Source organism: Kitasatospora sp. NBC_00315 (assembly GCF_041435095.1).
Lineage (GTDB): Bacteria > Actinomycetota > Actinomycetes > Streptomycetales > Streptomycetaceae > Kitasatospora.
The window spans coordinates 7,336,098-7,349,599 of sequence record NZ_CP108025.1; the positions used below are offsets into that span (position 1 = coordinate 7,336,098).

At 71.5% G+C, this 13,502-nt stretch carries 8 protein-coding genes; 3 read left to right on the forward strand and 5 right to left on the reverse strand.

The features are described from left to right. The first annotated feature begins 167 nt into the window (after positions 1-167). Both OG823_RS30865 and OG823_RS30870 read left to right on the forward strand, forming a co-directional pair. On the forward strand, positions 168-2,552 hold the full coding sequence (locus OG823_RS30865; RefSeq protein WP_371483437.1) for a ricin-type beta-trefoil lectin domain protein: 2,385 nt from the start codon (positions 168-170) through the stop codon (positions 2,550-2,552). Positions 2,553-2,653: 101 nt separating this feature from the next. Beyond that, positions 2,654-3,781 carry a ricin-type beta-trefoil lectin domain protein gene (locus tag OG823_RS30870; RefSeq protein WP_371483438.1) on the forward strand — a complete coding sequence of 376 codons (1,128 nt, stop codon included), beginning with the start codon at positions 2,654-2,656 and terminating at the stop codon, positions 3,779-3,781. A 146-nt stretch (positions 3,782-3,927) separates the two neighbouring features. Here OG823_RS30870 and OG823_RS30875 read toward each other — a convergent pair whose 3' ends face one another. From OG823_RS30875 to OG823_RS30890, 4 genes are all read right to left on the reverse strand, one after another. After that, positions 3,928-4,971 carry a LacI family DNA-binding transcriptional regulator gene (locus tag OG823_RS30875; protein WP_371483439.1) on the reverse strand — a complete coding sequence of 348 codons (1,044 nt, stop codon included), beginning with the start codon at positions 4,969-4,971 and terminating at the stop codon, positions 3,928-3,930. Positions 4,972-5,746: 775 nt separating this feature from the next. After that, complete coding sequence (locus OG823_RS30880; RefSeq protein WP_371483441.1) at positions 5,747-6,745, reverse strand: ABC transporter substrate-binding protein; 999 nt, start codon at positions 6,743-6,745, stop codon at positions 5,747-5,749. 97 nt (positions 6,746-6,842) lie between these two features. Continuing rightward, positions 6,843-7,898 carry an ABC transporter permease gene (locus OG823_RS30885; RefSeq protein WP_371483442.1) on the reverse strand — a complete coding sequence of 352 codons (1,056 nt, stop codon included), beginning with the start codon at positions 7,896-7,898 and terminating at the stop codon, positions 6,843-6,845. Next, a complete protein-coding gene (locus tag OG823_RS30890; protein ID WP_371483444.1) occupies positions 7,895-8,731 on the reverse strand; it encodes an ATP-binding cassette domain-containing protein in 837 nt (278 codons plus the stop codon). The genes OG823_RS30885 and OG823_RS30890 overlap by 4 nt, the downstream gene beginning before the upstream one ends. Before the next feature lie 288 nt (positions 8,732-9,019). Here OG823_RS30890 and OG823_RS30895 point away from each other — a divergent pair, with 288 nt between their 5' ends. After that, positions 9,020-12,142 (forward strand): GH92 family glycosyl hydrolase, encoded by a 3,123-nt coding sequence (locus tag OG823_RS30895; RefSeq protein WP_371483446.1) that lies wholly within the window; start codon positions 9,020-9,022, stop codon positions 12,140-12,142. A gap of 301 nt (positions 12,143-12,443) precedes the next feature. Here the strand turns inward: OG823_RS30895 and OG823_RS30900 are convergent, their stop codons facing one another. Then, on the reverse strand, positions 12,444-13,454 hold the full coding sequence (locus OG823_RS30900; RefSeq protein ID WP_371483447.1) for an ROK family protein: 1,011 nt from the start codon (positions 13,452-13,454) through the stop codon (positions 12,444-12,446). Positions 13,455-13,502 lie beyond the last annotated feature (48 nt).

Consider the following 13,502-nt stretch of genomic DNA (forward strand, 5'->3'; position numbering starts at 1 on the left):
GACCCGATCTGCCCGACCCGATCCGACCCGACGCGGCATCCGTGCCGCGCCGAGGCGGCTGTTCGCGTCCGCTCCCGAATCCGGGCACCGACCGAGAAGCCGCGCGTCCACCGAGGAGCGCACGCCACCGTGGGCCGTGCGCTTGTTCCGACCAGAAGGGCCCCGCTGTGAAACACACCCGAAAACTTCTCCCGCTCTGGCTGTTGGCGCTGCTTGCCGCGATGCTGGCGGTAGGCGTGTCTCCCGCCCAGGCGGCCACCACCACCATCACGGTGGACGGCGGTCAGAGCGGCCGGACGTTCGACGGTATCGGCGCTATCAGCGGCGGTGGCGGCAACTCGCGGCTGCTGAAGGACTATCCGGCCGCCCAGCAGGCCCAGATCCTGGACTACCTGTTCAAGCCCGGGTACGGTGCGGACCTGCAGCTGCTGAAGCTGGAGATCGGTGGTGACGCCAACTCCACCGACGGCTCGGAGCCGTCGATCGAGCACAGCCGCGGCGTGGTCAACTGCAACGCGGGTTACGAGTTCTGGCTGGCCGAACAGGCCAAGGCCCGCAACCCCGCCATCGGCCTGTACGGGCTGGCCTGGGCCGCGCCCGGCTGGATCAACGGTGGCTTCTGGTCAACCGACACCATCAACTACCTCATCTCCTGGCTCGGTTGCGCCAAGCAGCACGGCCTGACCATCAGCTACCTCGGCGGCTGGAACGAGCGCGGCCACGACGCCAACTGGTTCGTCCAGCTCCGCTCGGCGCTCGACAGCGCCGGGTACACCGGCGTGAAGCTCGTCGCCGACGACAGCGGCTGGGGCGTCGCCGACGACATGGCGAAGAGCAAGGCGTTCAACGACGCGGTCGCGATCATCGGCGCGCACTACTCCTGCGAGGGCGGTGACGGCGGGAACGCCGACTCGTGCTCCAGCAGCACCGCCGCGAAGAACAACGGCAAGCCGCTCTGGGACAGCGAGAACGGTTCGCAGGACATGAACACCGGCGCCCCGGCGCTGATCCGGGCCATCACCCGGGGCTACGTCGACGCGAAGACGACCAGCTACTTCAACTGGCCGCTGATCGCCGCGATCTACCCCAACCTTCCCTACAACACCGTCGGTCTGGCGACCGCGGGCTCACCCTGGTCGGGCAACTACACCATCGGCGCGAGCACCTGGGCCACCGCCCAGGTCACCCAGTTCACCCAGCCGGGATGGAAGTTCGTCGACTCCGCCTCCGGCTACCTCGGCGGCACCGAGTCCAACGGCACGTACGTGACGATCAAGTCGAACACCAACTCGGACTACTCCACCATCCTGGAGACCACCACCTCCAACGGGACGCAGACCGCCAACTTCCACGTCCAGGGCGGCCTGTCGACCGCCGCCGTGCACGTCTGGGCCACCAACGTGAACTCGCCGAGCGCGTCGACGTCCTTCGCCCACACCCAGGACATCACCCCGAGCAACGGTTCCTACTCGCTGACCATGCAGCCCGGATACGTCTACACGGTCAGCACGACGACCGGTCAGGGCAAGGGCACCGCGACCGCACCGGCCGCGTCCCCGCTCGCGCTGCCGTACGGCGAGAACTTCGACAACGTCGCCGTCAACGACGAGGCGAAGTACCTCTCCGACATGCAGGGTTCCTACGAGGTCCAGACCTGCGCGGGTGGCCGCTCGGGCCGGTGCCTGCAGCAGATGGCGCCGGTCAAGCCGATCGAGTGGCAGGACGACTCGGACGCCTACTCCCTGATCGGTGACACCACCTGGTCCAACTACACCGTCAGCGCGGACGTGCTCCTGCGGAGCGCGGGCACCACCGAACTGATCGGCCGCGCGAACACCCAGCAGCGCCCGCAGTCGCACATGAACGCGTACTACCTGCGCATCCGCGACACCGGCCAGTGGTGGATCGAGAAGATGTACACCGACGGCTCCAACCACACGCTGGCCACCGGCACCACCACCGCGCTCGGCACCGGCAGCTGGCACAACCTGTCCCTCACCTTCCAGGGCACCCGGATCACCGCCAAGGTGGACGGCAACCAGATCGGTACGGTCACCGACTCCTCGTTCCTGTCCGGCCAGGCCGGCCTCGGGATCCAGGGCTACCGCACCGACCAGTTCGACAACCTGTCGATCGTCGCCGGCAGCGGGAGCGCGCAGCCCCCGGTCGGTCCGGTCACCTCGGGCCTGAACGCCGCGAAGTGCCTCGACGACTACACCGCCTCGACCGTCAACGGCACCAAGATCGACCTGTGGGACTGCAACGCCTCCGGCGCCCAGCAGTGGACGCAGACCGGCGGCACCCTGCAGGTCAACGGCAAGTGCCTGGACGCCACCGGCGCGGCCACCGCCAACGGCACCCCGGTCGAGCTGTGGGACTGCAACGGCGGCGCCAACCAGCGCTGGGAGCCGACCAACGGCACCCTGGTGAACCCCGCCTCCGGCCGCTGCCTCGACGTCCCCGGGTTCGACACCACCAACGGCGTCCAGCTCGACATCTGGGACTGCAACAACGGCGCCAACCAGAAGTGGAACCTGCCCGTCGCCTCCTGACCGACCGCGGGCCCGGGCGCACCACCGCGTCCGCCCGGGCCGAACGGACGGGCCCCACCTCTCGCACCTTCCGATCCGCCGACTTCGACGAGGAACCCGTGATGAACCGATACACAGCAGGTCTACTGGCGGCACTGACCGCCGCGTCCGGGCTGGTCGCCGTTTTGCCGGCGACGACCGCCGCGGCCGCGGACACCCGGGCCGCCGCCGCGTCGCCCGCCTCACTGCGGGTGCTGCCCCTGGGCGACTCGATCACCTGGGGCATCGGAAGCCCCAGCGGCAACAGCTACCGGGGCTTTCTCGCCAACCAGCTGACAGCGGAGGGGCACGCGCTGGACTTCGTGGGCTCCGGCCGTAACGGGCCGATGGCCGATCCGGACAACGAGGGCCACTCCGGCTGGCGGATCGACCAGATCGCGGGCATCACGGACGCGACGCTGGCCCGCTACCGGCCCAACGTGGTGACGCTGGAGATCGGCACCAACGACCTGAACCAGAACTACCAGGTGCCCACGGCCGCGGACCGCCTCAGCGCCCTGATCGACCAGATCACCCGGGGCGCCCCCGACGCCACCGTGCTGGTCGGCTCCCTGATCGTCTCCACCAGCGCGACCGAGGAGGCGAGCCGGCCCGACTTCAACCAGAAGCTCCCCGGCATCGTCCAGGCCAAGCAGGCCGCCGGCAAGCACGTACGCCTCGTCGACATGGGCGCGGTGACCGCCGCCGACCTGTCCGACTCCCTGCACCCGAACGACAACGGCTTCGAGAAGATGGCCACCGCGTTCAACGCCGGAGTCCAGGCGTCCGACGCGGCCGGCTGGATCAAGCCGCCCGTCGCCCTCGGGGGCGCGGTGCAGTCCGGCGTCGCGGGCAAGTGCCTGGACGTCAACGCGGGCGGCACCGCCAACGGCACCGCCGTGCAGATCTGGTCCTGCAACGGCACCCAGGCGCAGTGGTGGAACGCGTACGCGGACGGCACCCTGCGGTCGATGGGCAAGTGCCTGGACGCGACCGCGGGCGGCACCGCCAACGGCACCGCCATGGAGATCTGGGACTGCAACGGCGGGGCCAACCAGGTCTGGCAGGTCTACAACGGCGGTTACCGCAACCCGGTGTCCGGCCGCTGCCTCGACGACCCGGCCTCCTCGGCCACGGACGGCACGCAGCTGAAGCTGTGGGACTGCAACGGTGGTGCCAACCAGCGCTGGACCGCGCTGCAGCCCGGCTGAGAACACCCGCTGCCGGGACACCGCCCGACCCGGCGCCGGGCCCCGGACCGCCGACCCCCGCTCCGCGGGAGGGGGGAACGGCGGGCCCGGGGCCCGGCGGGCGTCCCGGCCCGGGCGGGGTCAGCCGGAGGGGCGGAGCAGGCCGGTCAGCCGGCGGGGCGGAGCGGGCCAGGATCGCCGGTGGACACCCGGCGGACGGTCCGCTCGCCCGATCTTCGCTCGATGAAACGGGTGAGCAGCACGACCTTGCGCGGGGCGGAGCGGTCGCCCGCGATCCGGGAGAACAGCAGGTTGGCCGCGGTGCTGCCGACCGCGGCCGGATCCTGGCTGACGACGGTCAGCGGCGGATCGAGCTGCTGGGCCAGCGGCAGGTCGTCGAAGCCGACGATGGCCATCGGGACGGGGTGGTCCGGGCCGGCCAGCACGCCGAGGGTGATCAGGTCGTTGCTGCTGAACAGCGCGGTCGGCGGGTCGGGCAGGGCGCGCAGCCCGGCCAGGGTGGCCTGGGCGTCCCCGTGCGAGCGCAGGCCGTGCCGGACGAGATCGGGGTCGGCGGACAGGCCGTGGGCGGTGAGCGCGTCCAGGTAGCCCGCGTAGCGCTCGCTCTGGGTCCAGATGTCGTAGCGGTCGCCGAGGTAGGCGATCCGGGTGTGGCCGTGGCCCAGCAGGTGGGTGACGGCGCGTTGCGCGCCGTAGCGGTTGTCGACGGTGACGGTGTCGACATCCAGGTCCCTGGCGGGGCGGTCGACGCAGACCACCTGGGTACCGGCCTCCATGGGCCCTTTGAGGAATCCGTGGCCGCCGATGGTCGGCACGATGATCAGGCCGTCCACCTGGCGGGCGGTGAACGCGGCGATGACCTCGCGCTCCCGGCGCGGCTCGTCGTTGGTGCTGCCGACCAGGACCACGTAGCCGCGGCGGTGCGCCTCGTCCTGGACCGAGCGGACCATCAGTGCGTAGAAGGGGTTGGCGAGGTCGTCCACGATCAGCCCGATCGTGGAGGTTCCCAGCTTCTTCTGCCGCAGGTTGCGGGCGTTGTCGTTGCGCTGGTAGCCGAGTTTGCGCACCGCCTGCTCGACCCGGGCGGCGGTGTCCGGCGACACTCCCGGCTCGCTGGAGACGACCCGGGAGACCGTCATGAGACTGACCCCCGCGGCCTCGGCCACGTCCTTCATCGTCGGGCGCTTCACAGGCCTCCTCCTCGGCGCGCTCGCGGATCGACTGCCGGTCGGGCCCGAGCGTCGGCGAGTGCATCTTACGACGCCCTGTGCCCCGACAAGGGCGGGGCGGCCCACCGTGACGGCGGGGTGACGACGGGCCGCTGTCGGCGCCGGCCGGACCCCTCCCGGCCGGCGCCGACGGCCGTCCCGGGCTCGGCCCTTGCTCGATCCGAGCGCGAGTCCGGCGATGAACCGCCGCTGGAGCAGCAGGTGGACCAGTGGCATCGGGATCAACAGCGGTCATCGCCCCCGCCGCGATCAGGTTCCGGTTGCTGACGAACTGCTCCTGGAGGTCGGCCGGGGCGGAGGTCACCGGACGCCGGATCCCACCGGGGATCGACCTCATGTGGTTGCTCGGCACGAAGCGCAGCGGCCCGGCCGAGACGGCCTGCCGTGGCAGCAGGTTGCCGGTCGTGAGGAGGAAAAGCAGGCCCACGGCGACCCCGAGCCCCAGCCGGACGAGGACGAAGGCGGCCCCCGGGGCGAGGGCCAGGACGACGATCACCGCGGGCCCGGTGATGGGTGCGGAGTTGTGGAAGTGCGGCATGTCCGGCTGCGACCGGGCGTCGCCGAAGCCGCGGAACGTCGGATGCCGGGTGGGGGAGGGGCCGCCGCCGGGCGCGGGCGGGGGCCCCTGCGGCCGTCCGCGGCCCGGTGCGAGGGGTGGAACGTCGACGACCGCCTCCGGCGGCCGCACCGGCCCGGGTCGGGGCGGTGCGGCCGCCGGGGAGGGGCGCCGTCGGACTCAGCAGGCGGCCTTGTAGATGTACTTGCTGACCGCGGGATCGTCCATGTTCGCCTTGGTGATCGCCACCATCGTGGTGCCGATCTGCGCGGTCACCTGCTTCTTCTCGATGGCGGCGAGCGCCTGGTCGACCCCCTGGGTGCCGATGCCGGCCGGGTCCTGGGCGACCAGGACGTCCAGGGTGCCGCCCTTCAGGGCGGCGATCTCGTCGGGCTCGGCGTCGAACGCGGCGACCTTGACCGTGCCCTGCTTGCCCGCGGCCTGCAGGCCGGTCGAGACGCCCTGCGCGGTGTTGGTGTTGCCGGCGAAGACTCCGCCGAGGTCGGGGTGGGCGGCCAGGGTGGCCTGGAGCTGGGAGGCGGCGGTCGCGGGCAGGTCGTTGTCGTAGAGGACGGGAAGAAGCGTGACGGCGGGGTGGTTCGCCTTCATCTCCTCGGTGAAGCCCTTGATCCGGGCGTCCGTGGTCGACACGCCGGGCTTGACGCTGATCACGATGGCGGAGCCCTTGTCGCCCATCAGCTCGGCCAGCGCCTTGGCGGCGGTGCGCCCGCCCGCCTCGTTGTCGGAGGAGATCCGGGAGATCCCGACGGAGCCGTCGGTGACCGTGGTGTCGACCAGCACGACCTTGGTGCCCGCGTTCTGCAGCTGGGAGAGCGAGGGGGTGAGGGCCGCGGCGTCCACCGGGGAGATCAGCAGGCCGTCGGGGCGGGAGGCGGCGACCGAGTCGACGATGGGCCGCTGCACCGCGACGTCCCACTGGGCCGAGCCGTCCACGGTGAGCTTCACGCCCCGCCGGCCGGCCTCCTCCTGGGCGGCGCAGGCCATGGTGATGTAGAACGGGTCGCTCTTGACCCCGGTGATGAGCTTCAGCGTGGTGCTCTTGGAGCCGGCCGAGCCGCTCCCGCTGCCGCCGCTGCCGCAGCCGGCGGTGCCGGCCGCCACCAGGGCGAGGACGGCGCAGCTGCGGACGAACGTTCTGGATCTGCCGGAGTCGAGCATGGTGAACTTCCTTCTGTGGGAGTGGTTCTGGTGCAGGGTGCAGGGTGCAGGGTGCCGGGACGAGCGGGGGAGGGCGGGCGGTGAGCGGGGGCCGCGTTCAGCCGCGTTCGCGGCCGCGCCTGCGGAACTGGTCCAGGTAGACCGCGGCGACCAGGACGACGCCGATCGCGACGTCCTGCCAGTACTGCTGGACGTCCATGATGATCAGCCCGGTGGTGAGCACCGCCGGGATGAAGACGCCGATGACCGTGCCGAGCACGCTGCCGCGTCCGCCGAACAGGCTCGCGCCGCCGAGCACGACCGCGGTGATGACCTTCAGGTTGTCGGTGGAGTGCCCGGCGATCGAGGTGGTGCCGAAGTAGGCCAGCCACATCACGCTGCCGAGCCCCGAGAGCAGGCCGGTCAGGGCGTAGATCCGCACCAGGTGCCCGTCCACGTCGATGCCGACCCGGCGGGCCGCCTCGGGGTTGGAGCCGATGGCGTAGGTGTACCGGCCGAACCGGGTGAAGGCGAGGATCAGGCCGAAGGCGACGGTGGTGACGAGGGCGATGACCACCAGCCAGGGGATCTGGCCGAAGAGCTTGCCGAAGCCGACGCTGTGCTGGAGCTTGCCGGAGACGGCGCCGGTCGGGTCCTGGCCGCCGGTGATGATCTGCGCGATGCCCAGGGCGGCTCCGAAGCCGCCGAGGGTGACGATCAGCGGCGGCACCTTCGCCTTGGCCACCAGCCAGCCCTGCAGGGCGCCCCAGACCACTCCGGTGACCAGCGCGATCAGGGTGGAGACCGCGATGGTGCCCCAGCCGGAGTCCGCGCCGCCGTGGTGGATGGTGTACTCCGCGGACAGCACGGCGGAGAGCACCAGCACCGAGCCGACCGACAGGTCGATGCCGGCGACGATGATCACGTAGGTCATGCCGACGCCGAGCACCAGGTAGATGGCCGCGTTGGTGGCGATCTGGGTGACGTCGTAACGGGTCAGGAAGGTGTCGGGCCGGGCAGCGGTGAAGAACGCGACGAGCAGGGCCAGGACGCCGAAGGTCCATGCCTCGTTCACCGCGGCGAGCCGACGGGCCCAGCCGGGTACGGCGAGCCGCGGGCCGGAAGGCGGCGCGGTGGCGGCCTGCTCCAGCTTGCCGGGAACCTGTGTGCTCACTCGGCACCGTCCTTTCCGGGGGCGGGCTCCGTGGACGTCCGTACGGCGGACACGGGCCCGGTGGGGTTCTGTTCCTCGGGGACCGGGTCCAGCGCGCCGGTCATCGCGCCGACGAGTTCCTCGACCGAGGTGTCGGCGGCCCGGAAGGCCGCCACCCGCCGCCCCAGCCGCAGGACTTCGACGCGGTCGGCCACCGAGAGCACCTCGGGCATGTTGTGGCTGATCAGCACCACCGAGATGCCCCGTTCGCGGACCCGTCTGATGGTCTCCAGCACCCGGCCGCGCTGGAGGACGCCGAGCGCGGCGGTGGGTTCGTCCATGAAGATGACGCGGTTGGCGAAGGCGACCGCCCGGGCGACCGCGACGGACTGCCGCTGTCCGCCGGAGAGGGACGCCACGGGAACGCCCACGTCCCTGAGTTCGACGCCCAGTTCGGCGAAGGCGGTGACGGCGGACCGGCGCATGGCGGCGTGGTCCAGGACGCCGAGCCGGCCGAGCAGCCCGGGGCGGAACAACTCCCGGCCCAGGTGCAGGTTGGCCGCCGCGTCCAGGTCCTGGGCGAGTGCCAGGTCCTGGTAGACGGTCTCCACCCCGTGGCGCCTCGCGTCGAGCGGGCTGGTCAGTTCGACCGGCACGCCGTCCACCAGGATCTGCCCGCCGTCCGGTCCGACGGTGCCGGACAGCGTCTTGACCAGTGTGCTCTTGCCTGCGCCGTTGTCACCGATCAGGGCGACCACCTCGCCGGCGTACACGGTGAAGTCGGCGCCCTGGAGGGCGTGGACCTGGCCATAGCGCTTACTCACCTTCCGGGCTTCCAAAAGGGGTTCTGTCATCAGGGTGGCCTCCGGGCCCGTCTTGGTAACGTTCACGCAAGTGTCCGGAGTCTGCGGTCACGAGTGATGCACTGTCAAGGGTCGTGCAGTCATCGTTTGATCGCCTCAACTTCCGCCAGAGTCCAGTAGTTGATGTTGCGTCACGGTCTTGACGGGCCGTCCGCCGCATCGAAACAATGCGTCTCGCTTGGTAACGTTCACATCGCTCGGAGCCATGACCGTGCCCCCTGAGACCGATCGCCCCCGGTCCCCCGCGGCGATCCGTCTCCACCCAAAGGTGGTCCCCCCGTGCTCTCAACCGTCTTCAGGTCCCGCGCCGCGGCGGTGGTCAGCAGTGTCCTGCTGGCCGCCTTCGGCGCCGGCGGACTCGCTGCTGCCCCGGCCCATGCCGCGGCACCCAACCTCACCCAGTACGTCGACCCGTTCATCGGCACCGACGACAGCAACGCGCCGAACCCCGTCGGTGGCGGCGCGGGCGGCTCCACCTACCCCGGCGCCGTGGTGCCGTTCGGCGGGGTGCAGTTCAGCCCCGACACCCCGACGGCCTCGCCGTCCGGCTACCGCAACTCCGACACCTCGATCGAGGACTTCAGCCTCACCCACTTCGACGGGGCCGGCTGCCAGAACAACGAGGACCTGCCGCTGCTGCCGGTGACCGGCGCCCTCGGCGCCTCGCCCGGCAGCAACTGGACGAGCTACGCCTCGGGTTACACCAAGGCCAACGAAGCCGCCGCACCCGGCTACTACAAGAACCGGCTCGACAAGTACTCCACCAACGTGGAGTTGAGCGCGACCACGCGTACCGGCATGGGGCGGCTGACCTACCCCTCGTCGAACGCCTCGCAACTGCTGATCAACACCAGCCGCAGCGCCACCGGCAACCGCAACGGCTCGGTGAAGGTGAGTGGTTCGGAGGTGACCGGCAGCGTCACCGCCGGCGGCTTCTGCGGCTCGTCGAAGACGTACCAGATCTTCTTCGACATCCGTTTCGACCGCGCACCGAGCGCCTTCGGCACCTGGTCGGGCGGTACGGTGAGCGCCGGTTCGGCGAGCACCTCCGGCACGAACACCGGCGCCTACGTCACCTTCGACACCTCCGGCTCCCAGACCGTGCAGTTCAAGGTGGCCCTGAGCTACGTCAGCGTCGCCAACGCCCAGGCCGACCTGGTCGCGGAGAACAACGGCTGGGACTTCGCCGCCGTCCGGTCCGCGGCCGACACCTCCTGGAACCAGATCCTCGACCGGGCCCGGGTCACCGGCGGTTCGGCCACCGACCTGAAGAAGTTCTACACCTCGCTGTACCACGTCTTCCAGAGCCCCAACGTCGCCAGCGACGTCAACGGCGACTACCGGGGCTTCGACGGCGCGGTGCACAACTCGTCGCGTCCGGTCTACCAGAACTACTCCGGCTGGGACATCTACCGCTCCTGGGCGGCGCTGGTCGCGCTGATCGCACCGACCGAGGCGTCCGACATCGCCAAGTCCATGGTCCTGGACGGCCAGCAGGGCGGTCTGCTGCCCAAGTGGTCGCAACAGACCAACGAGGACTTCGTGATGACCGGCGACCCCGGGCCCATCATCGTCAGCAGCCTGTACGCCTTCGGCGCACGCGGCTTCGACACCGCGGCCGCGCTGGCCCTGATGAAGAAGTCCTCCGACGGCGGCACCGCCCAGGGCTCCCCGATCCGCGGCAACCAGTCCACCTACACCAACCTGCACTACCTGCCGGGATCGCCCTCGGACTCGCTGGAGTACTCGGCCTCCGACTTCGCCGTCGCCCAGTTCGCCAAGGCCCTCGGCAGCACCTCGGACTACTCCACCTACATGACCCGGGCGCAGTGGTGGCGCAACACCTACAGCCCCGAGTCGGGCTACACCCAGCCGCGCAACTCCGACGGAAGCTGGGCGTGGCCGCTGGACCCGGCCGCGCAGGCCAACTTCACCGAGGGCAACGCCGCCCAGTACACCTGGATGGTCCCCTACGACTTCGCCGACCTGATCAACGACATGGGTGGCCGGCAGACCGCCGTGCAGCGCCTCGACCACCACTTCACGCAGGTCAACGCCGGGCAGAGCCTGCCGTACTACTACATCGGCAACGAGCCCGAGCACGGCGTGCCATGGGCCTACAACTACGCCCGCGATCCCGCCGGTGCCTCCGCGGCGGTCCGCAAGGTGATGACCGAGTCCTTCACCACCGGCGCCGGCGGCCTGCCGGGCAACGACGACCTGGGCGCGACCTCGGCGTGGTACGTCTGGGCGGCCCTCGGCCTCTACCCCTCGACGCCCGGCGCGGACACCCTCGCCGTGCACGGACCGTCCTTCCCGTCCGTCCTGATCCAGCGCCCGGGTGGGAACATCACCATCAACTCCACCGGTAGCGGCTCCTACGTCCAGGGGCTGAAGGTCAACGGGACCGCGACCAGCCACAACTACCTGCGCTACCCGGACGTCGCAGCCGGCGCCACGCTGGACTTCACCATGGGCGCCACCCCCAGCGCGAGTTGGGGCACCGGCGCCTCGGACGTACCGCCCTCCTTCCAGGACGGCGCGGCCACCGTGCCCGCCGCTCCGGAGCTCGGCGCCAACCTCGCGCAGGGCCGGGCCACCAGCTCCTCGGCCGCGTGCGGCACGGCCGAGTCCGGCGACAAAGCGGTCGACGGCACCTTGGTGAACAACAGCAAGTGGTGCTCGCAGACGGCCGGCGCGACGCTCCAGGTCGACCTGGGCTCGGCCCAGACGGTCGCGTCCGTCGTCCTGAAGCACGCCGGACTCGGCGGTGAGAACACCGCGTGGAACACCGGTGCCTTCCAGATCCAGACCAGCACCGACGGCACCAACTGGAGCACCGCGGCCTCCGTCACCGGATCACGCTCCAGCCGCACCTACACCCCGTTCGCCGCGCGTACCGCGCGCTACGTCCGGGTTGTGGTCTCGGCGCCCTCCAACACCGGCGGCAACACCGCCACCCGGATCTACGAGCTGGAGGCCTACGCCGCCGGACCTTCGGCGCCGGCGACCCAGGCCGGGCCTGTCACCTCGGGGCTGAACACCGCGAAGTGCATGGACGACTACACCTCCTCGAACGTCTCCGGGACCAAGGTCGACCTGTGGGACTGCAACGGGAGCGGCGCCCAGCAGTGGACCCAGGCGGGCAGCGCCCTCCAGGTCAACGGCAAGTGCCTTGACGTCAACGGGGCGGGCACCGCCAACGGCACCCTGGTCCAGCTGTGGGACTGCAACGGCACCAGCGCCCAGCAGTGGCAGGCCGTCAACGGCACGCTGGTCAACCCCGGCTCCGGCCGCTGCCTGGACGATCCCGGGTTCGACACCACCAACGGTGTCCAGCTCGACATCTGGGACTGCACCGGCGGCGCCAACCAGAAGTGGAACCTGATCGCCTCCGTGTAGGAGCCGTCACCCGCCTTCACCCGGTGCCGCCCGCCCCCACCCGGGGGCGGGCGGCACCGCCGTGCTGCGGCACTGCCACCGGTGCGGCGGTCGCCGCCCCCGCGTCATGCCGGGGGCGGCGGTCCCGGCTGTCCGGCTGCTGCCGCCCGTCCCGCTGCCCGTCCGGCTTCTCCCGCAGGCAAGATGGCGGGCCGGCTCCTGCGCCGTGCCGTCCGTGGCGCTCCTGCGCCGTCCCGTCCGTGGCGTCCGTGCGCCCGTGGCGTCCGTGCCGTGCCCGGGCCGGTGAGCGCCGGGGCGGTGCTCAGTTCAGAGCGGTGGCCGGGGCGCCGGTGGGGACGGGCACGGTGGCGAGGGTGAGCGCCGCGGCCCCGATCAGGCCGGCGTCGATGCCGAGTCGGGCCGGTACGAGGTCGACGCCCGCGGCGAAGGGCAGCGCCGCGTACGTGGCGAGATGGCGTCGCAGCGGATCGAAGAAGACCGCGCCGGCCTGGGCGACGCCGCCACCGATCACGGCGGCCTCGATCTCGACCAGGGTGGCGGTGGCCGCGATGCCGGCGGCCAGCGCCCGGGCCGCCAGGTCGAAGGCCGCCAGCGCGATCGGGTCGCCGGTACGGGCGGCCGCGGCGACGGCGGCGGCGGAGCCGTCGTCGCCCGTCGGCCGCCAGCCGTCCCGCAGGGCCCGGCGGGCGATGGCGGTGCCGCTGGCGAGGCCCTCCAGGCAGCCGCGTCCGCCGCACGGGCAGGGGTCGCCGTCGAGGTCGACGCTGATGTGGCCGAGGTGGCCGGCGTTGCCGGTGCGCCCGGTGTAGAGGGAACCGTCGAGGACGAGTCCGGCCCCGACGCCGGTGGACACCACGATGCACAGCGCGTTCGCGTACGGGCGGGCCGCGCCGCGCCAGTGCTCCGCGGCCGTCATGGCGACGGCGTCCCCGCCGAGCACCACCGGGACCCCGGGGACGGCGGGGTGGCGGCTCACCTCCTGGACGACGGGGAACGCGCGCCAGCCGGGGATGTTGACGGGGCTGACCGTGCCGGCCTCGATGTCGACGGGCCCGGCACTGCCGATCCCGAGCGCGCCGACCTGCTCCCACAGCGGGTGCCCGGCGAGCACGCCGACGACCTGATGGACCGCCCCGAGCATCGTCGCGGCGCTCTCGCGCGCCGGAGTGGGGAGCCGCACCTGGTGCAGGAGACGGCCGGCCGAGTCGACGAGGCCACCCGCGATCTTGGTTCCGCCGATGTCGAGAGCTGCGCGGAGCGGCAGGACCGGGGCCTCGTGTGCGGTCCTGCCGATGTCCCGCGAATCGCTCATAGTGACGTCTCCGGTGTGGTTCCGATGGGACTGCGCCGGGGCCGGGTC